This is a genomic window from Streptomyces millisiae, from assembly GCF_031845425.1.
In the GTDB taxonomy this organism is placed as follows: domain Bacteria; phylum Actinomycetota; class Actinomycetes; order Streptomycetales; family Streptomycetaceae; genus Streptomyces; species Streptomyces millisiae.
The window spans coordinates 16,209-35,056 of sequence record NZ_JAVREM010000070.1; the positions used below are offsets into that span (position 1 = coordinate 16,209).

The window sequence follows — 18,848 nt, forward strand, 5'->3', positions numbered from 1 at the left end:
GTGCCCGCCAGACTCACCGACCCCGAGGAGCTCAAGGAGCTGCTCGGAATCCCGTTCACCCCTGAGCAGTTGACGTGTATCACCGCGCCCCCCGAGCCACAGGCGATCGTGGCCGGCGCCGGCTCCGGCAAGACGACGGTGATGGCGGCACGGGTGGTGTGGCTGACCGGCACCGGGCAGGTGGCGCCCGAGCGGGTGCTCGGCCTCACCTTCACCAACAAGGCGGCGGGCGAGCTTTCCGAGCGGGTCCGCAAGGCCCTCGCCAGGGCCGGCATCACGGACCCCGCGGCCGACCCCGGCGAGTCCGGGGAGCCGGGCGGCGAGCCGCGGATCTCCACCTACCACGCGTTCGCCGGCCAGTTGCTGCGCGACCACGGGCTGCGGCTCGGCATCGAACCGGCCGCCAGGCTGCTGGCCGACGCCGGCCGCTTCCAGCTGGCGGCCGAGGTGCTGCGCTCGGCGCCGCCCGACTTCGAGCCGCCCGGCGTCTCGTTCACCACCCTGGTCACCGACCTCATCGCGCTGGAAGGCGAGTTGTCCGAGCACCTGGTGAGCCCCGAGCGGCTGCGCGCCTTCGACACCGCGCTGCTCGCCGAGCTGGAGCGCGCCGAGCTCACCAACGCCGACCTGCGCCTGGTGCCGCGGACGGCGCTCGGCCGCGGCCAACTGCTCGGCGTCGTCGAGGAGTACCGGGCCCGCAAACGCGCCCGCGACCTGCTGGACTTCGGCGACCAGATCGCGCTCGCCGCCGCCCTGGCCCGCGAGGTGCCCGAGGTCGGGCGGCTGCTGCGCGAGGAGTTCGCCGTGGTGCTGCTCGACGAGTACCAGGACACCTCGGTCGCCCAGCGTGTGATGCTCGCCGGCCTGTTCGGCGGCGGCACCGGCCACGCCGTCACCGCGGTGGGCGACCCGTGCCAGGCCATCTACGGCTGGCGCGGCGCCTCCGTCGCCAACCTCGACGACTTCCCGGAACACTTCCCGCTGCGCGACGGCTCGCCCGCCCACCGGCACAGCCTCAGCGAGAACCGCCGCAGCGGCGGCCGGCTGCTCACCCTCGCCAACGGCCTGTCCGCGCCGCTGCGCGAGCGGCACCCGGCCGTCGTCCCGCTGCGCCCGGCCGAGGGCGCCGAGCTCGCCGGCGTCGTGCGCTGCGCCCTGCACACCACGCACGCCGAGGAGCTGGCCTGGCTGGCCGACGCGATCGCGCACCGGGTCGCGACGGGCACCCCGCCGGGCGAGATCGCCGTGCTGTGCCGCACCGCCGCCGAGTTCGCCGACATCCAGCGGGTGCTGGTGGAGCGCGACGTGCCGGTCGAGGTGGTGGGCCTCGCCGGGCTGCTGCACCTGCCCGAGGTCGCCGACCTGGTGGCCGTCTGCCAGGTGCTCGCCGACCCGACCGCCAACGCGGCGCTGGTGCGGCTGCTGACCGGCCCCCGCTGGCGGATCGGCCCGCGCGACCTGGCGCTGCTCGGCCGGCGCGCCCGGCTGCTGGTGCGCCGGGTGGACGAGGGGGTCGGCGAGGGCGAGCGTCTCGCGGCCGCCGTCGAGGGCACCGACCCGGCCGAGATCACCTCGCTCGCCGACGCGCTCGACACCTTCGTCGACGGCGGCCCCGGCGGCGGGGACGACGACGGGCTGCCGTTCTCCGCCGAGGCCCGCGTCCGCTTCGCCCACCTGGCCGCCGAGATCCGGGAGCTGCGGCGCTCGCTCGGCGACCCGCTGATGGACGTGCTGCACCGGGTGCTGGCCGTCACCGGGCTCGAGGTGGAGCTGTCCGCCTCCCCGCAGGCGCTCGCGGCCCGCCGCCGGGAGACGCTCAGCGCCTTCCTCGACGTGGCCGCCGGCTTCGCCGCCGGGCGGGCCGGCACCGCCGTCGACGGCGAGGCCACGCTGCCGGCCTTCCTCGGCTTCCTACGCGCCGCCGCCCAGTACGACAAGGGGCTCGACGGCTCGCTGCCCGGCGGCGAGGACACCGTGAAGGTGCTCACCGCGCACAAGGCCAAGGGCCTGGAGTGGGACGTGGTCGCCCTGCCCGGGCTGTGCGCCGGCGTCTTCCCCGCCAAGTCCTCCCGCGACTCCTGGCTGCGGCAGGCCAGGACGCTGCCGCACCCGCTGCGCGGCGACGCCGCGACGCTGCCCGCGATCGAGGAGTGGACGGCGCCGGCGCACAAGGAGTACGTGGCCGCCGTCGCCGAGCAGCTGCGCCTGGAGGAGCTGCGGCTCGGCTACGTCGCCTTCACCAGGCCGCGCGCCGTGCTGCTCGGCTCCGGGCACTGGTGGGGGCCCAGCCAGAAGAAGCGGCGCGGCCCCTCGGACTTCCTCACCGCGCTGCGCGCCCACTGCGAGGCGGGCCCCGACCACGGCGAGGTCGAGGTCTGGGCGGACGAGCCACCGGAGGACGCGGAGAACCCGGCGCTCGCCGCCCCCGAGCGCGACCTGGCGTGGCCGCTGCCGCTCGACCCGGTCGCCCTCGAACGGCGCAGGGCGGCGGCCGGCGCGGTGCTGGCCCGGCTGGCGGGAAAGACCCCCGAACCGGACCCGGAGGAGGACGAGCTCACCCCGGAGGAGCAACGCACCGTGGCTTCCTGGGACCGCGACCTGGCGGCGCTGACGGGCGAGCTGCGGCAGGCCAGGTCGGCGGTCCGGGAGGTGCCGCTGCCGCTCAATCTCTCGGCCTCGCAGGTGCAGCGGCTCGCGGCCGACCCGGACGGCTTCGCCCGGGAGCTGGCCAGGCCCATGCCGCGCCCGCCCCAGCCGGCGGCCCGCCGCGGCACCCGGTTCCACGCCTGGGTCGAGTCCCGGTTCGAGGAGGTGCCGCTGCCCATGCTCGGCCTGGACGAGCTGCCGGGTGGCGAGCCCGACGCCGACTCCGAGATCAGGGACGAGCGGGACCTGGAGGCGCTGAAGGAGGCCTTCGCCCGCACGCCGTACGCGGGCCGTCGCCCGTACCGCGTCGAGGCGCCGTTCCAGATCCAGCTCGCCGGCCGCGTGATCAGCGGTCGCATCGACGCCGTCTACCGCACGCCGAGCGGCGGCTTCGAGATCATCGACTGGAAGACGGCGCGCCGCCAGGAGGCCGACCCGCTCCAGCTGGCGATCTACCGACTGGCCTGGGCCGAGCGGCACGGGCTGCGGCTGGGCCAGGTCAGCGCGGCCTTCCTCTACGTGCGCAGCGGCGAGCTGGTGCGGCCGAGCGTGCTGCCCGGCAGGCGCGGAATCGAGCGGCTGCTGCTGGGGGAGGATTCCTGGGAGCCCAACGAGCCCGGTTAGGCTTCTGAGTATGCGTACCACCTCGGACAACGCGGTCCAGCCGATCCCTCTCACCGGCACCGGCGGCATCGACCGCGGCACCGGGCACCGCCTCGACGAGGCGTGGCTGGGGGCGGCCTGGAGCCATCCCACCACCCGGGTGTTCGTGGTCTCCGGCGGCCAGGCGCTGATCGAGGACACCGACGACGGGCGGACCGAGCTGGTCATGATGCCGTCGTTCGACGCCCCGCTCACCGAGGCCCACCGGTACTTCCTGGGCACCGACGCCGCCGGCGTGCGGTACTTCGCGCTCCAGAAGGACGCGCTGCCGGGCCGCATGGACGAGGCGGCGCGGCCCGCCGGGCTGCGCGAGGCGGCCGCGCTGCTGTCCGACCGGGACAACGCGCTGTTGGTGCACGCCGTGGCCCTGGAGAACTGGCAGCGGCTGCACCGCTTCTGCTCGCGCTGCGGCGAGCGCACCGTGATCGCGGCGGCCGGCCACATCAGGCGCTGCCCGGCGTGCGGCGCCGAGCACTACCCGCGCACCGACCCGGCCGTGATCATGCTGGTGCTCGACGAGGACGACCGGGCGCTGCTCGGCCGGCAGATGCACTGGCCCAAGGGCCGCTTCTCGACCCTGGCCGGCTTCGTGGAGCCGGGGGAGTCGATCGAGGAGGCCGTGATACGCGAGGTCCACGAGGAGGTGGGCGTCGCGATCGGCGAGGTGTCGTACGTCGCCAGCCAGCCGTGGCCGTTCCCGTCCAGCCTGATGCTCGGCTTCGTGGCGCGCGCCACCTCCTTCGAGCTCCAGGCGGACGGCGAGGAGATCGAGGAGGCCCGCTGGTTCTCGCGGGACGACCTGCGGGCCGCGATGGAGGCCGGCGACGTGCTGCCGCCGGCCGGGATCTCCATCGCGGCCCGGCTGATCGAGTCCTGGTACGGCAAGCCGCTGGCGTAGCGGGCGTGCCCGCGGCCCGCCCTGCGGGCCTCAGTCCGCGACGGGGGCGCCGACCAGCGCCTCCTTCACCTGCGCCAGGGACGGGTTGGTCATGGTGACCTCGGCGCCGCCCGAGGAGGGCAGCACGACGACGGTCGGCACCGTCCGGTTGCCGTTGTTGGCCTTCTCGACCAGGGCCACCGCGCTCGGGTCCTGCTCGATGTCGATCTCGGTGAAGGCGATGCCCTCGCGCTCCAGCTGGCTCTTGAGCCGGCGGCAGTAGCCGCACCACGCCGTGCTGTACATCGTCACGCTGCCCTGCATCGTGCTGCTCCTTCGTCGTCCCGGTCCGGGTGCTGTTCTGGCACCAGCACAACACACGAGCCGGTACGACGAATTCCACGGGCTGTGGACAACCCGCCCCACGCGCCTCCGGGGACCTGGCAGCATGGCGGGGTGACATCAGCACCGCACGCCTCGCCCCTCCCATCGGAACCCGACCCGTCGGCCCCCGGCTCCGCCGACGCCGTGCTCGCCGGGCTCGATCCGGAGCAGCGCGCGGTGGCCACCACCCTGCACGGGCCGGTGTGCGTGCTGGCCGGCGCCGGCACGGGCAAGACCCGGGCGATCACCCACCGCATCGCCTACGGCGTGCTGGCCGGCGTGTACCAGCCGGCCACGGTGCTCGCCGTCACCTTCACGCAGCGGGCCGCGGGCGAGATGCGCGGGCGGCTGCGCCAGCTCGGCGCGGGCGGCGTCCAGGCGCGCACCTTCCACTCGGCGGCGCTGCGGCAGCTCCAGTACTTCTGGCCCAAGGCGGTGGGCGGCGAGGCGCCGCGGCTCGAGGAGCGCAAGATCCAGCTGGTCGCCGAGGCGGCCGCGCGGAACCGGGTGCGCCTGGAGCGGGCCGAGCTCCGGGAGGTCACCGGGGAGATCGAGTGGGCCAAGATGACCCAGACCGTCCCCGAGGAGTACCCGGCGGTGCTCGCCAAGGCCGGTCGCGAGGTGTCGGCCGACCCGGCGCAGGTCAGCCGGATCTACGCCACGTACGAGCAGCTCAAGCGGGACCGCGGGGTGATCGACTTCGAGGACGTGCTGCTGCTGACGGTCGGCATCCTCACCGACCGGCACGACATCGCGGAGACGGTGCGCCGCCAGTACCAGCACTTCGTGGTCGACGAGTACCAGGACGTCAGCCCGCTCCAGCAGCGGCTGCTCCAGCTGTGGCTGGGCGAGCGGGACAGCCTGTGCGTCGTGGGGGACGCCAGCCAGACGATCTACTCCTTCACCGGCGCCACCCCCGAGCACCTGCTCAACTTCCGGCTCCACCACCCGGAGGCCACCGTGGTCAAGCTGGTGCGGGACTACCGCTCCACGCCGCAGGTGGTGCACCTGGCCAACGGGCTGCTCGCCCAGGCCCGTGGCCGGGCCGCGGAGAACCGCCTGGAGCTGGTCTCGCAGCGCCCCGCGGGCCCCGAGCCGGTCTACGCCGAGCACCCGGACGAGCCGGCGGAGGCCGAGGCGACCGCCAAGCGGATCCGCCAGCTGCTGACCCCGGTCGCGGAGGGCGGCGGCGGGGTGCCGGCCAGCGAGATCGCGGTGCTCTTCCGGATCAACGCCCAGTCCGAGATCTACGAGCAGGCCCTCGCCGACGCTGGGGTGCCCTACCAGGTCAGGGGCGCCGAGCGGTTCTTCGAGCGGCCCGAGATCCGGCAGGCCGGTCTCGCGCTGCGCGGCGCGGCCCGCGCCGGGGGGAACGACCGGGTGCTCGAAGAGGCGGCCGACGAGGGCCTGCGCGGGCAGGTGGGCGCCGTGCTGGCCACCGCCGGGTGGACGCCCACCCCGCCCTCGGGCTCCGGCGCGGTCCGCCAGCGGTGGGACTCGCTGAGCTCGCTGGTGCGCCTCGCCGAGGAGTTCGAGCGGTCGAGGCCGGGGGCCACGCTGCGGGACTTCGTGGCCGAGCTCGACGAGCGGGCCGCCGCCCAGCACGCGCCGACCGTGGAGGGCGTCACGCTGGCCTCGCTGCACACCGCCAAGGGCCTGGAGTGGGACGCGGTGTTCCTGGTCGGCCTGACCGACGGCATGCTGCCGATCACCCACGCCAAGACGCCGGAGCAGATCGAGGAGGAGCGGCGCCTGCTGTACGTGGGCGTCACCAGGGCGCGGCGCGACCTGACGCTGTCCTGGTCGCTGGCGCGCTCTCCCGGCGGCCGTGCCTCGCGCCGGCCGAGCCGCTTCCTCGACGGGCTGCGGCCGGGATCCTCCGCCGCCAGGGGGGCGGGCGCCGGTGGCGGCGGGAGCGTGGAGCGCGGTTCGGGCGCGCGCGGGCGCAGGCAGCGGGGGCCCGTCATGTGCCGGGAGTGCGGGCGAACCCTGACCGAGGCGGCCGAAATCAAGCTGCGGCGGTGCGCGGACTGCCCGTCCTCCATGGACGAGGAGCTGTTCGAGCGGCTGCGGGAGTGGCGGCTCGAGCGGGCGCGGGAGTTGGGCCGCCCGCCGTACACCGTGTTCACCGACGTCACGCTGATGGCGATCGCCGAGAGCGTGCCGGGGTCCGAGCGGGAGCTGGGCCGGATCTCCGGAGTGGGGCCGCACAAGCTCCGGCAGTTCGGGCCCGACGTGCTGGCCATGTGTGCGGGGCAGCCCCTGCCGGAGACCGTTACCGATCCTTCTCCGGAATCCTCGGAAAAATAGTTTGCGCGCGCCGGAGAGGTGCGCATAGCGTGCTCCACACGGCGGCGGAGGAGTCTGCGAAGCAGGCTTCCCATACTCCCCGCGGCCATGCTGTACTGAGCTGTACCGAAGTGCCCGTTGTACGTAGCTGAGACTGCCCGTCGAGACCCTTAAGGAGGCGAGTCCCGTGGCCAGCATCACCACCAAACTGATCGACCGCGTGTTCGTCGGCCTCCTCATGTCCGATGGCGCTGTCCGGCTGTCGGGCACCCGTGTGTCCGCCGCCGTGGCCGCGCGTCCGGCCGCCGCCGCGATTCGTGAGGCCTCCGTCAGCGAGCGACCGACCCAGGCGCCCGCAGCGGCAGTGGTAAAGGCCGCCCCCAGGGGGGCCTATGCCACCGCGAACGTGGCCGGCGCCGGAAACCAGCTCTTTGGACAGCAGAAGACCCAGCTTCACACGATGTGGGCCCTCCGCGGGCTCGATCCCTGGAGTGATCCAGCCTGATCGGCGAGATCAGGTCGGCACCTTCAGGGCCGCGGAACCCACACCGGGATCCGCGGCCCTTCTGTTTTGCCCAGCCAGTTCCGGCCACGAGCCGGAGACCGACTACGACGACACGAGGAATGACCGTGCCACTCGCGCCGTACGCCGCCCGACCTGACCTCAACTCACCACCCGATCCGGAGACTTCTGTGACCCCGCTGTACACGCTGACCGAGCTCGACGAGGCCATCGAGCGGCTCGACGCCGGCGTTCCCTGTCGCTCCTACGACCCCGAGGTGTTCTTCGCCGAGAGCCCGGCGGACGTCGAGTACGCCAAGTCGCTGTGCGGGACCTGCCCGCTGCGCGAGGCCTGCCTGGCCGGCGCCAAGGACCGCCGTGAGCCCTGGGGGGTGTGGGGTGGCGAGCTGTTCGTCCAGGGCGTCGTGGTGCCCCGCAAGCGACCCCGTGGCCGTCCCCGCAAGAACCCGGTCACGGCATGAGCGTCCCAGGCACCATCGGCCGGCCGGCAGCACACGGCCCTCGACAAGATCCCGACATGACACGACCCACCGAAGAACCGGCCGCGGCCCGCTCGCCGCGCCAGAAGCTGAACAGGACCAGGAAGTTGCATCTCATCCCAGAAGCGCTCGCTCGCTCCCATATGGCCGAACGAGCCCGCGAAGCGGAGTCCCAACGTGCCGCCGGCCAGCTGGCGCTGGCCAACCGGCTGCACCGCCGCTCGGCCCGCCTCCAGCGGCGTGCCGAGCGCGCCTCCCACCGCGCCCGCCGGGCGCTGGCCCAGGCGGTCATGCAGTAACGCCGCGCTGAACACGGCATGACCCGACCCACACCGACCGGCCGGCCGGTCTGAGCCCGAGGACCCTCGGCTCAGGCCGGCCGGTCCGCTTTCTCCACCGGCTGCTCCACCGGCGGTTCGAACCCCGGCAGGCCGGCGGCCAGTTCGTCCCGCATCCGGACCGTGGCGCCGAGCTGACACAGCACGCCTATGGTGCTGAGCGTCACCCGGTGGATCAGCAGATACGAGGGCGGCAGGTTCAGCCGGCGCCCCAACTGGTGGGCCGCCGACCGGGGATCGGCGATCCGGGCCGCCTGCTCCCGCAGCCACTCCCGGCTGAAGGTGAACTCGGCCACCCGCGCCGGCTCGATGATCGGCAGCAGGTAGTCCAGCACCGCCTGCGGGTCGAGCTCGATCGACGGCTTCACGAACCCCTCGGCCACCAGCCGGGCGTGCACCTCCTCCGCCTGCCCGTCGAGCGACATCCGCAGCGCCTCGCCGATCACCGGCGGCAGCCCGCCAGGCAGCCGGTTCACCGCGCCGAAGTCCATGACGCCGAGCCGCCACGAGGACACCGGCTCCCCGGCCGGCCCCGGCACCAGCCGGAAGTTCCCCGGGTGGGCGTCCGCGTGCAGCAGGCCGGTGCGCGCGGTGCCGGAGAACAGGAAGCGCGCCAGCAACTGCCCCGCCCGGTCCCGCTCTTCCGGGGCGCCCTCGGCGATCACCCGGGACAGCGGTATCCCGTCGAGCCACTCGGTGACCAGCACCTGCTCCCGCTGGCACACCACCCCGGGCACCAGCACCCCTGGATCGTCACGGAACTCCGCCGCGTAGGCCCGCTGCGCCTCCGCCTCCAGGCCGTAGTCCAACTCCTCGGCGACCCGCTCCCGCAACTCCTCGATCAGCGGCTTGAGATCCATGCCGGGGATCAGCGGCCCCAACAGCCGGGCGAAGCGGCCCAGCTGCGTCAGGTCCGACAGCAGGGCCTCGCCCGCCCCCGGATACTGGATCTTCACGGCCACCTCACGACCGTCGTGCCAGACGGCCCGGTGCACCTGGCCGATCGAGGCGGCCGCCGCCGGCCGCTCGTCGAACTCCTGGAACAGCTCCCGCCAGTCCTCGCCGAGCCGCTCCCCGAGGGCCGCCCGCACCGAGGCGGTGGGCAACGGCGGCGCCGCGTCCTGGAGCTTGGTCAGCGCGGCCCGGTAGGGGCCGGCCATGGACTCCGGCAACGCCGACTCGAAGACCGAGAGCGCCTGCCCCAGCTTCATCGCGCCGCCCTTGAGCTCGCCCAGCACGCTGAACAGCTGCTCGGCCGTGCGCTGCTGCAGCTCGCTGCCCACCAGCTCGGCGGACCGGCCGCCGATCCGCTTCCCCAGACTCCAGGTCGCCCGGCCGGCGAAGCTCAGCGGCAGGGTGGCGAGCTTCGCGGTCCTGGTCACCGCCTTACGGGGTAGGTCAGACATGGCGTCCCCTCCAACTCCCATACGCGCGCGCCCCAACCAGGCGGTCGTCGCTGTTCTACCCGCCATTGTGGCCCCTGGTCACGGCGCGCGGGCCGGCTGTGCGGCGCGGCAGGGACACTCGGCGTGCGGCTCGATCGGATGCTCGGCCACCGAGGGGCCGGGCAGCACCAACTCGGTGCGGGTGGCCGGGCCCCGGGGCGCCGTGCCGTCCAGGAAGCCGAGGGCGGCGCAGGCGGCGAGCCCGGCCACCGCCGTGGCCAGGGCTCCGTCGCAGGCGGGCACGCCGGCCGAGCGCCCGTTCCGCCACTGGCCGACCAGCAGGGGCCAGCCCGGCTCGACGCGCGCCCGGCAGCGCAGCAGGCAGCCGGCGCAGCCCGTGATCCCCGGCAGCACCAGCGGGCCCACGAAGCCGGTGGCCTCCACCACGCCCGCGTACAGATGGGGCGTGCCGGACGAGACCAGCTCCTCGGCCGGCGCCGGATCGGGGGCGTAGGCCGCGAGACCGTCCCGGGGCGCGAAGATCACCAGCCGCGCCCCCGCCGGCTCGCCCGCGCCGCCCCCCGCCGGGCCGCCCCGGCCCCGGCGCCAGGGCGCCACCGCCCGCAGCAGCCCGCGGGCCGCCACCGACCTGCGCTGCCCCACGTGCTCCGGGCGCGGACCGCCCGCCGCGAGATCCACCGGCTCCACCCGGCCGCCGTCCACCACCTCGACGCGCCCCACGCCCGCCTGGGCCAGCGCCGTGGCCACCGCCATCCCCACTCGGCCGGCGCCCCGCACCTGGACCCAGGCCCGCCGCCGGTCGAGCAGCCGCCGCAGCCCGCCGCCCGGCTCCGGGTCGAGCAGCGAGAGCGAGGCCAGGTCCGGCCGCAGCGCCTCCGTGACCTCGGCCGCCGCCTCCCGCTGCGCCGTGGCGTCGTCCAGCACACCGGCCGCGGCGAGCTGGCCGGCGAGCCGGTCGGCCGCCGCCCGGCCGAGGCCGAGCGAGGCGGCGGCCTCGCGCAGCGTGGGCAGCCCGCGCGTGCCGTCGAGCAGGGTCAGGAACATCTCGGTCGCCGTGTCCAGCGGGCCGAAGAGCACCGAGTGCGAGGGGGTCACTCCGTAGCGGACGGTGTGGCGGTCGCGCCAGCTGCGGCGGAGGGCGGGCTTGATCATGGGGTGCATGGCGACATGATGCGGCCGGACATCGGGCGCGGGTGTGATGTTTTCCACAGGAAGCGGAGATAGTCCTATAAACAGGGCGTAGCTGTGGGCGGTTGGCGCGCGCTCCGCTCTCACCAGCATCTTCAGGCGGGACATATCCGTCTCGCACCGGGTAACGTCGAAGTGTGCCCGGCGAACCGCTGAACACCGCCGGCCCGTCGCAGCGCGTTCCCTCGGCGGGCAGAACGGCGCTGGACACCCACCGGCACGTGCCCGGGCACTCACCCGACCAGGTCGAGGTCCGCCGCAGCTCACGGCGCCGGCGCACGGTCTCCGCCTACCGCGAGGGCGACCGCACCGTCGTGCTGATCCCCGCCCGCATGAGCGTGGACGAGGAGCAGCGCTGGGTCTCCGTGATGCTGGACAAGCTCGCGGCCCAGGAAGAGCGCCGGGTCATCGACGACGACGACCTCGCGCGCCGGGCGACCGAGCTCTCCGAGCGCTATCTCCAGGGCCGCGCCCGGCCGGACAGCGTCCGGTGGGTCACCAACCAGAACTCGCGCTGGGGCTCGTGCACCCCCGCGCTCGGCAGCATCCGGCTCTCGCACCGCCTCCAGGGCATGCCCGAGTACGTCATCGACTACGTCCTGCTCCACGAGCTGGCCCACCTGCTGGTGCCGGGCCACGGCGACGACTTCTGGCGGCTCCTCGACCGGTACCCGCGCACCGAGCGCGCCCGGGGCTTCCTGGAGGGCGTGGTCGCCGCGGAGCGCCTCCCGTACATTCCCTGGCTGCGGTCCTGATCCTCATCGTCGGTGGCAGCGGTTAGTCTGGCCCCGCGAAGGTTCGTGGTACCGGATGGGGGGACGGTCGTTCGCATGGTGACGCACTTCAAGCGCGGCCAGAAGGCCAGGTTGAGTGATCTGACGCTCGGCACCGACCTGTACGTGGGCGTGCAGATATCCGGGCCCGGACTGGTCTTCGACATCAGCTGCTTCGGTCTCGACGCGGACGAACGGCTCTCGGACGACCGCTACTTCATCTTCTACAACCAGCCGAAGTCGCCCGAGGAGTCGCTCCAACTGCTGGGCGCCCAGGCGGGGGACACCGAGTCGTTCCGGGTCACGCTCGACCGGGTGCCGGCCTCGGTCCACCGGCTCGCGTTCACGGCGACGATCGACGGCGACGGCACGATGGCGCAGGCCGCGCCCGGCTGCATCCGCATCGTGGCGGGCGGCGAGGAGGTCGCCAGGTACGCGTTCGACGGCTCGGAGTTCAGCAGCGAACGGGCCGTGATGCTGGGGGACTTCTACCGCAAGGACGGCTGGCGCTTCGCCGCCGTCGGCCAGGGCTTCGACGGCGGCCTCGCGGCGCTCCTGACCCACTTCGGCGGCGAGGTGGAGGAGGACGAGCCGGCACCAGCGCCGGCGCAGCCGGCGTCCGCGCCACCGCCCTTCGCCGTCCCGGGGGCGGGCGCCTCCGGCGGTCAGGCCGCGGGTGGGCAGGCCGCGCCGCCGGGGGCATCGCAGATGCCCGGGCAGCCGGCGTCGGCCGGCGGTGTGCCTCCGGCGGCGCCGTTCGGGGTGCCGGGCCAGCCGGCACCGCCTCCCGGCGGTGGCCAACCCGCGCCGCCCTTCGGTGGCCCGGTGCCGTCGTCGCCCGGCGGCGGCCATGTCGCACCACAGGCGCCGGCAGTGCCGCTTGGCGGCCAACCCGCGCCGCCCTTCGGCGGCGCCCCGCAGGGCCCTGGCGGCCCCGTCGCGCCACCCTTCGGTGGCCCGGTGCCGTCGCCTGGCGGCGGCTATGCGGCGCCGCCGCAGGGGCCGGGTGCCTTTGCCCCGCCGGGGCAGGGAGGCGCTCCGCCTGGTGTGGGTGGTCCCGCGCCCGCCGGTGGTCCGGTTGTGCCGCCTTTCGGCGGCGCCCCGCAGGGGCCTGGCGGCCCCGTCGCGCCCCCACCCGGGCAGGGGTTCGTGGCGCCCAGTGCCGGCGGCCCCGGCGCGCCGCCGTTCGGCGGCGCGCCGCAGGGTGGCGGCGGCTTCGGCCAGCCCGGGCAGGGCGGCGCCGCGTCGCTGGGCGGGGTGCTCGAGCGGTACCGGGGCGTGGAGGACGGCCGGCGGTGGAGCCAGCCGAATCCGGAGCTGGTGCGGGTCGACCTCACGCAGGGCGGCGGGCAGCCCGTGCTCGCCCGGCAGGGCAGCATGGTCCTGTACCACGGCGACGTCGACTTCGGTTACAAGAGCTCCGGCTTCCGGGGCCGGATGACCCGCTGGGCCACCGGCGAGGGCATGCCGTCGATGATGCGCTGCACGGGCAACGGGCAGGTGTTCCTGGCCGAGGAGGCCGTCCGGCTGCACCCCGTGGAGTTGCAGGGCGACGCCATCGTCGTCGCCTCGCAGCACGTGCTCGCCTTCGACGAGACCCTGGAGCCCGAGGTGCGTCGGATCGACGGCCACGGCATCCCCGGCGGGTCGCTGTTCGCGCTGCAGTTCCAGGGCCACGGCACCGTCGTCATCACCACCAGGGGCGAGCCGTTGGTGCTGCCGGTCACGCCCATGACCTTCGCCGACGCCAACGCGATCGTCGCCTGGTCGGCCGCCGCCCAGGTGCTGGTCGCCAACCAGGTCCGGCTGCGGCGGCAGGCCTATCCGGGCCACACGGGGGAGACCACCCAGCTCCAGTTCCGCGGTGCCCCCGGGAACTTCGCCATCGTCCAGCCCTACGAGATCTGACGGGAGCCCGTGATGGACCAACGCCTGATCGCGGGATACGCCCCGGCCGCCCCCGCCGCCCGGATGGACAACCACGGCCCGGCCATCGCCAGGATCGCGATGCGGCAGGGCCAGGACCTGTTCGCGCGGACCGGCTCGATGATCGCCTACGAGGGCTTCGTCCAGTACGAGTCCAACCCGGCGGCGCTCGGCCAGGCCATCGCCGGCCGGCTGGCCGGCGAGAGCGTGCCGCTGATGAAGTGCTTCGGCGACGGCCTGCTCTACCTCGCCGACTACGGCGCGAACGTCGTCTGCCTCCCCCTCCAGAACGACAACCTCTCCGTGAACGCCAGCAACGTCCTGGCCTTCGACGCCCACCTCGAGTGGGGCGTGCAGCGGGTCAAGGGGATCGCCAAGTTCGCCGGTCAGGGCCTGTTCAACCTCGGCATATCCGGGACCGGATGGGTGGCCGTCACCAGCCGCGGCACCCCGCTGGTCGTGGACTGCGGCCGGGCCGGCGAGACCCTCGTCGACCCCGACGCGCTCGTCGCCTGGTCCACGGGCCTGCAGGTCACCGGCAAGCGCAGCTTCAAGGCCAGCTCGCTGCTCGGTCGCGGCAGCGGCGAGGCCTACCAACTGGCCTTCTCCGGACAGGGCTTCGTCGTCGTGCAGCCCAGCGAGGACTCCACCGACCGGCTCGGCCGACAGAACTGACGCGGGGGACACGGCAGATGCAGAGCCCGATCTTCAACCACACCGTCAACCAGACCGAGGAGCACTTCGCGCCCCAGGGCGCCCACATGCTCCGGGTCAACCTGACCCGCGGCGTGGACGTGCTCGCCAGGACCGGCAGCATGGTGGCCTTCGAGGGCATGGTGGAGTTCGACGGGGAGCACCAGTCCCGGCGACAGCAGCACAGCCAGTGGGCCACCGGCGAGGTGCTGCCGCTGATGCGCTGCTTCGGTCAGGGCGCCGTCTACCTCGCCAACCTGGCCCAGCACGTGCACGTGCTCGACGTCGACCACGAGGGCCTGACCGTCGACAGCTCCTACGTGCTCGCCCTCGACGCCCACCTGCACTGGGACGTCGTCGCCGTCGACAGCCAGTACGGCATACCCGGCGTCGGCGCGTACAACCTGGTCATCGCGGGGCAGGGCAAGGTCGCCATCACCACCTCCGGCTTCCCGCTGGTCATGCGCGTCTCCCCGGAGAGCTACGTCAGCGCCGACGCGGACGCCGTGGTGGCCTGGTCCTCGTCGCTGCGGGTGCAGGCGCAGGCCCAGACCAGCAACCGGTCCGCGTGGCGGCGCCGGGGCGACACCGGCGAGGGCTGGGAGCTGAGCTTCATGGGCGAGGGCCACGTGGTCGTCCAGCCGAGCGAGCTGATGCCGCCGCTGCACACCTCGTTCGGCGAGCAGCTCGGCGGTCAGTTCCGGCAGACCGGCACGCCAGGGCTGCACCAGGGCGGTGCCTGGGGCCCCCGCTGAGCCGCGGCCGCGGGGGCCGGCGCGGCGGTCACAGCAGGGCGCGAGCCCGCGCCGTGAGCCGGACGACGGAGGGGTCGGCCACCGCCGGCACCTCGTCGTAGCGGAACCACCGCAGGTCGAGCGACTCGTCGCTGATCACCGGCCGGGCCCCGGCGGGCGCCACCGCCGCGTACTGCACGTCCAGGTGGACGGCGCAGGGCGTGCGGTGCCGGTCGAGGCCGGCGGGCCGGGGCAGCAGCCGCAGCCCCTCGATGCCGGACTCCTCGGTGGCCTCCCGCAGCGCGGCCTCGGCCAGCGTGGCGTCCGACGGCTCGCAGTGCCCGCCGGTCTGCAGCCACGCCCCGATCTTGGGGTGGAGGGTGAGCAGCACCCGCTCCTCCGCCGGGTCGATCACCAGCGCGCTCGCCGTGATGTGGCCGGCGCCGCAGGACCGCCACACGCCGTCCTCATGGGTCGCGAGGTGGCGGCCGTACGCGGTCCGCAGCTCCTCCTGGGCCGCGTCGGGCGCCGACCACTCGCGCAGCACGCGGCTGGCGTCCTCGTGCAGGCTCACGCGCCCCGGCCGCCCTTGCCGTCGTCGCCGTCCTCGTCCTGCTGGTCCTTCTGGTCCTTCGCGCCGGTGTCGTCGCTCTCGCCGCGCTCACCATCGCCGTCGCCGGGCTTCTCAAGACGGGGGCCGTCCTCGCCCGCCGCGTCGCCCAGCATCCGGTCCAGCTCCGAGAAGTCCAGCTGCTCCCGGTGCACGAAGCCGTCCGGGTCGTCCAGGTCCTCGGCCGTCGGCAGCATGTCCGGGTGCGCCCACAGCGCGTCCCGCCCCTGCGCGCCGCGCGCGTCCGTGAGGGAGGCCCACAGCCGTGCCGCGTCCCGCAGCCGGCGCGGCCGCAGCTCGAGACCGATCAGCGTGGCGAACGTCTGCTCCGCGGGGCCGCCGGAGGCCCGGCGCCGCCGCAGCGTCTCCCGCAGCGCCCCGGCCGACGGCAGGTGCGGCTCGGCGGCGGCGAACACCACCGCGTCCACCCAGCCCTCCACCAGCGCGAGCGCCGTCTCCAGGCGGGCCAGGGCCGCCTTCTGCTGCGGCGTGTCCTCCGGCTGGAACAGGCCCTGCTGGAGCTTCTCCTGCATCTCCTCGGGCCGTGTCGGGTCGAGCTGCCCGACCAGGTCCTCCAGCTTGCCGGTGTCCACCTGGATGCCCCGCGCGTACCCGTCGACCGCGCCGAACAGGTGCGACCGCAGCCACGGCACGTGCGCGAAGAGCCGCTGGTGCGCGGCCTCCCGCAGCGCCAGGTAGAGCCTGACCTCCTCCTGCGGCACGCCGAGCCCGGCGCCGAAGGCCGCCACGTTCTGCGGGAGCAGCGCGGCCTTGCCGGCCGGCCCGAGCGGCAGCCCGACGTCCGTCGAGCCGACCACCTCGCCGGCGAGCACGCCCACCGCCTGGCCGATCTGGGTGCCGAACATGGCGCCGCCCATCGAGCGCATCATGCCGATCAGCGGCCCGGCCATCGCCTGCATCTCCTGGGGCAGCACGTCGCCCATGGCGGCACCGACGCGCTCCGCGACCGGGTCCACCAGCTCCCGCCACACCGGAAGCGTCGCCTCGACCCACTCGGCCCGGCTCCAGGCCACCGCCGAGCCGGAACCGGAGGGCAGCGAGGTGACGCCGTCCAGCCACAGGTCGGCCAGCCTCACGGCCTCCTCGACCTGGGCCCGCTCGGGCGAGGACACGCTCTGGTCCCGCGAGCCGTCCTGCGCGCCCTGCGCCACCGTCTGCCGGGCCACCGAGCGGGCCAGCTCCCAGTTCACCGGGCCGCCCTCGTACGACAGCATCTGGCCGAGCTGCTGGAACGCCGCGCCCAGGTCCTGCGGGTTCAGCTGGCCGCCGGCGCCCATCGAGCCGAACAGCGCGGCCAGCGGGTTGTCCGCGGGCCCCTGCCCACGGCCGCCCTGTCCCCCGGCGCCGCCGCCACCGCGCTTCTTGCCGGATTCACCATCATCCGGCTCCTCCGGGGGGAGGCCGAATCCGAAGGGAAAGTCACTCACGGGAATCCTCGGCTCTGTGTGTCGGACGGAACCAACGTGGCTGCCCGATCGCTGGTCTCTGCCTCCAGCCTAGACACCTCTCAGGCAGGATGGGCGTGCGCACGTCGTACCAGAAACAACCGCTGGAGAAGTCCTGTGAGTTCCCCGGAGCCAGCCGTTCGCGCAGCGCGAAACGGCCCCGCGGCCCCGCTGACCGTCGCCGTTACCGGTGCCGCGAGCGGGGTGGGCGCCCTGCTCACCGAGCGTCTGCTGGCCGCAGACGAGGTGAGGCGGGTGCTCGCCCTCGACGAGCGCGTCGGCGACGCCAAGGGTGCCGAGTGGCACACGCTGGACGTCCGCGACCCGGCCATCGCCGACCTGCTGCGCACCTCGGGCGCCGCCCGCGGACCGCTGCGCCGCGAGGGCGGGCGCGACCGGGACCGCGAGGGGACGCAGGGCCCGGTGGACGTGGTGGTGCACCTCGCCCTCGACCTGGACCTGGAGTCCGACCCGGCCGCCCGCACCGCGTACAACGTGCGCGGCACCCAGACCGTGCTGACCGCCGCCGCGGCCGCCGGGGTGCGGCGCGTCGTGCTGTGCACCTCGGCCATGGTCTACGGCGCGCTGCCGGACAACGACGTGCCGCTCGCCGAGGAGGCCGAGCTGCGCGCCACCGCCGACGCCACCTGCGTCGGCGACCTGCTGGAGATCGAGCGCCTGGCGCGCCGCGCGCCGCGCGCCCACCCCGGGCTCAACGTCACGGTGCTGCGCCCCGCCGTGCTGGTCGGCGGCACCGACACCGCGCTCACCAGGTACTTCGAGTCGCCGCGGCTGCTCGTGGTGGCCGGCTCCCGGCCGCGCTGGCAGTTCTGTCACGTGGACGACCTGGTCAGTGCCCTGGAGTTCGCCGTCCTCGACCGGGTGGAGGGCGAGCTCGCGGTGGGCTGCGACGGCTGGCTCGAGCAGGAGGAGGTCGAGGAGCTGAGCGGGATCCGGCGGATGGAGCTGCCGCCCTCGGTGGCCCTCGGCGCCGCGGCCCGGCTGCACCGGCTCGGCCTCACCCCGTCCCCGGCCGGCGACCTCGCCTACACGATGCACCCCTGGGTGGTCAGCGGCAGCAAGCTGTACGAGGCGGGCTGGCGGCCGCGGTGGAGCAACGAGGAGGTGCTGGCCGAGCTGCTCGCCGAGGTCGCGGGCCGGCACACGGTGGCCGGCCGCCGGCTCGGCCGCAAGGACGCCGCGACGACGCTCGGCGCGGCCGGCGCGACGGTGGCGCTGGTGGGCACGGCGGCGCTGGTGCGGCGGGCGAGGCGCAGCCGGCGTCGCTGAGCGGGTGTTCGATGGGGCAGCATGGGGACATGACTGGGCCCACTTCGACGCCTCCCGAAAGCCGTGCCGACCGCGCCGACCGCGCGGAGCCGATCCGGTTGCTCGCGATCCGTGACACCCCGCTGTCCGTGGACGAGGTCTTCGCGGCGGTGGGCCACGAGCGGGCCGGCGGCACCGCGTTGTTCGTCGGCACGGTCCGCGACCACGACGGGGACGCCAAGGGGCCGGCCGTCACCTCACTGGCCTACTCGGCGCACCCCAGCGCGGAAGGCGAGCTGCGGCGGGTCGCCGAGAAGGTGGCGGCGGACTTCCCGGTGGAGGCGCTGGCCGCCGTGCACCGGGTCGGCGACCTGGGCGTCGGCGACCTCGCGGTGATCGTGGCGGTCGCCTGCCCGCACCGGGGCGAGGCGTTCGACGCCGCCCGCCGCCTGATCGACGACCTCAAGCGGGAGGTCCCGATCTGGAAGCACCAGTCCTTCGCGGACGGGACCCAGGAGTGGGTGGGGGCCTGCGCGTAGCGCAGTCGTTGAGGGGTGGTGGTTGGGCGACGGGAGGGCGGGTGG

The 18,848-nt window shown here is 74.6% G+C and carries 17 protein-coding genes; 12 read left to right on the forward strand and 5 right to left on the reverse strand.

What is annotated here, in order from left to right:
• A complete protein-coding gene (locus RNC47_RS30690; protein WP_311603439.1) occupies positions 1-3,270 on the forward strand; it encodes an ATP-dependent helicase in 3,270 nt (1,089 codons plus the stop codon).
• 10 nt (positions 3,271-3,280) lie between these two features.
• Positions 3,281-4,207: an NAD(+) diphosphatase gene (gene nudC, locus RNC47_RS30695; protein WP_311603444.1), complete on the forward strand. Its 927-nt coding sequence runs from the start codon at positions 3,281-3,283 to the stop codon at positions 4,205-4,207.
• Between the two features lie 30 nt (positions 4,208-4,237).
• Here the strand turns inward: nudC and RNC47_RS30700 are convergent, their stop codons facing one another.
• Positions 4,238-4,510, reverse strand: coding sequence for a glutaredoxin family protein (locus tag RNC47_RS30700; RefSeq protein WP_311603446.1), 273 nt, complete (start codon positions 4,508-4,510; stop codon positions 4,238-4,240).
• 132 nt (positions 4,511-4,642) lie between these two features.
• Between RNC47_RS30700 and RNC47_RS30705 the strand changes: the two genes are divergently transcribed.
• From RNC47_RS30705 to RNC47_RS30720, 4 genes are all read left to right on the forward strand, one after another.
• Complete coding sequence (locus RNC47_RS30705; protein ID WP_311603448.1) at positions 4,643-6,880, forward strand: ATP-dependent DNA helicase UvrD2; 2,238 nt, start codon at positions 4,643-4,645, stop codon at positions 6,878-6,880.
• A gap of 166 nt (positions 6,881-7,046) precedes the next feature.
• Positions 7,047-7,364 (forward strand): hypothetical protein, encoded by a 318-nt coding sequence (locus RNC47_RS30710; protein ID WP_311603449.1) that lies wholly within the window; start codon positions 7,047-7,049, stop codon positions 7,362-7,364.
• A 119-nt stretch (positions 7,365-7,483) separates the two neighbouring features.
• A complete protein-coding gene (locus RNC47_RS30715) occupies positions 7,484-7,843 on the forward strand; it encodes a WhiB family transcriptional regulator (protein ID WP_394814918.1) in 360 nt (119 codons plus the stop codon).
• Complete coding sequence (locus RNC47_RS30720; protein WP_311603451.1) at positions 7,840-8,160, forward strand: hypothetical protein; 321 nt, start codon at positions 7,840-7,842, stop codon at positions 8,158-8,160. The genes RNC47_RS30715 and RNC47_RS30720 overlap by 4 nt, the downstream gene beginning before the upstream one ends.
• Positions 8,161-8,231: 71 nt before the next feature.
• Here RNC47_RS30720 and RNC47_RS30725 read toward each other — a convergent pair whose 3' ends face one another.
• Both RNC47_RS30725 and RNC47_RS30730 read right to left on the reverse strand, forming a co-directional pair.
• Positions 8,232-9,605, reverse strand: a complete 1,374-nt coding sequence (locus RNC47_RS30725; protein WP_311603453.1) for an ABC1 kinase family protein — start codon at positions 9,603-9,605, stop codon at positions 8,232-8,234.
• A 78-nt stretch (positions 9,606-9,683) separates the two neighbouring features.
• Positions 9,684-10,766 (reverse strand): ThiF family adenylyltransferase, encoded by a 1,083-nt coding sequence (locus RNC47_RS30730; protein ID WP_311603455.1) that lies wholly within the window; start codon positions 10,764-10,766, stop codon positions 9,684-9,686.
• 230 nt (positions 10,767-10,996) lie between these two features.
• Between RNC47_RS30730 and RNC47_RS30735 the strand changes: the two genes are divergently transcribed.
• The 4 genes from RNC47_RS30735 (at position 10,997) to RNC47_RS30750 (ending at position 14,940) form a co-directional block, all read left to right on the forward strand.
• The gene (locus tag RNC47_RS30735) at positions 10,997-11,548 is read left to right on the forward strand and encodes a M48 metallopeptidase family protein (RefSeq protein ID WP_311603469.1); all 552 of its coding nucleotides are present in this window, start codon (positions 10,997-10,999) and stop codon (positions 11,546-11,548) included.
• A 75-nt stretch (positions 11,549-11,623) separates the two neighbouring features.
• Entirely contained in the window at positions 11,624-13,474 is a 1,851-nt protein-coding gene (locus tag RNC47_RS30740) for a TerD family protein (protein WP_311603457.1), read from the forward strand.
• Between the two features lie 12 nt (positions 13,475-13,486).
• On the forward strand, positions 13,487-14,167 hold the full coding sequence (locus tag RNC47_RS30745) for an AIM24 family protein (RefSeq protein ID WP_311603458.1): 681 nt from the start codon (positions 13,487-13,489) through the stop codon (positions 14,165-14,167).
• A gap of 17 nt (positions 14,168-14,184) precedes the next feature.
• Positions 14,185-14,940, forward strand: coding sequence for an AIM24 family protein (locus RNC47_RS30750; RefSeq protein ID WP_311603460.1), 756 nt, complete (start codon positions 14,185-14,187; stop codon positions 14,938-14,940).
• 28 nt (positions 14,941-14,968) lie between these two features.
• Here the strand turns inward: RNC47_RS30750 and RNC47_RS30755 are convergent, their stop codons facing one another.
• Together RNC47_RS30755 and RNC47_RS30760 are read right to left on the reverse strand one after the other, a co-directional pair.
• The gene (locus RNC47_RS30755; protein WP_311603461.1) at positions 14,969-15,493 is read right to left on the reverse strand and encodes an NUDIX hydrolase; all 525 of its coding nucleotides are present in this window, start codon (positions 15,491-15,493) and stop codon (positions 14,969-14,971) included.
• On the reverse strand, positions 15,490-16,977 hold the full coding sequence (locus RNC47_RS30760; RefSeq protein ID WP_311603463.1) for a zinc-dependent metalloprotease: 1,488 nt from the start codon (positions 16,975-16,977) through the stop codon (positions 15,490-15,492). The genes RNC47_RS30755 and RNC47_RS30760 overlap by 4 nt, the downstream gene beginning before the upstream one ends.
• Before the next feature lie 135 nt (positions 16,978-17,112).
• Between RNC47_RS30760 and RNC47_RS30765 the strand changes: the two genes are divergently transcribed.
• Positions 17,113-18,285 (forward strand): NAD-dependent epimerase/dehydratase family protein, encoded by a 1,173-nt coding sequence (locus tag RNC47_RS30765; RefSeq protein WP_311603464.1) that lies wholly within the window; start codon positions 17,113-17,115, stop codon positions 18,283-18,285.
• Positions 18,286-18,314: 29 nt separating this feature from the next.
• A complete protein-coding gene (locus tag RNC47_RS30770) occupies positions 18,315-18,803 on the forward strand; it encodes a molybdenum cofactor biosynthesis protein MoaE (protein ID WP_311603466.1) in 489 nt (162 codons plus the stop codon).
• Positions 18,804-18,848: the final 45 nt, after the last annotated feature.

Excerpts from the sequence above, each read along its gene's own strand:
- nudC (WP_311603444.1), top strand. The coding sequence starts at position 3,281 with ATGCGTACCACCTCGGACAACGCGGTCCAGCCGATCCCTCTCACCGGC.
- RNC47_RS30700 (WP_311603446.1), bottom strand. The coding sequence starts at position 4,510 with ATGCAGGGCAGCGTGACGATGTACAGCACGGCGTGGTGCGGCTACTGC.
- RNC47_RS30715 (WP_394814918.1), top strand. The coding sequence starts at position 7,484 with ATGACCGTGCCACTCGCGCCGTACGCCGCCCGACCTGACCTCAACTCA.
- RNC47_RS30720 (WP_311603451.1), top strand. The coding sequence starts at position 7,840 with ATGAGCGTCCCAGGCACCATCGGCCGGCCGGCAGCACACGGCCCTCGA.
- RNC47_RS30725 (WP_311603453.1), bottom strand. The coding sequence starts at position 9,605 with ATGTCTGACCTACCCCGTAAGGCGGTGACCAGGACCGCGAAGCTCGCC.
- RNC47_RS30730 (WP_311603455.1), bottom strand. The coding sequence starts at position 10,766 with ATGCACCCCATGATCAAGCCCGCCCTCCGCCGCAGCTGGCGCGACCGC.
- RNC47_RS30740 (WP_311603457.1), top strand. The coding sequence starts at position 11,624 with ATGGTGACGCACTTCAAGCGCGGCCAGAAGGCCAGGTTGAGTGATCTG.
- RNC47_RS30745 (WP_311603458.1), top strand. The coding sequence starts at position 13,487 with ATGGACCAACGCCTGATCGCGGGATACGCCCCGGCCGCCCCCGCCGCC.
- RNC47_RS30750 (WP_311603460.1), top strand. The coding sequence starts at position 14,185 with ATGCAGAGCCCGATCTTCAACCACACCGTCAACCAGACCGAGGAGCAC.
- RNC47_RS30770 (WP_311603466.1), top strand. The coding sequence starts at position 18,315 with ATGACTGGGCCCACTTCGACGCCTCCCGAAAGCCGTGCCGACCGCGCC.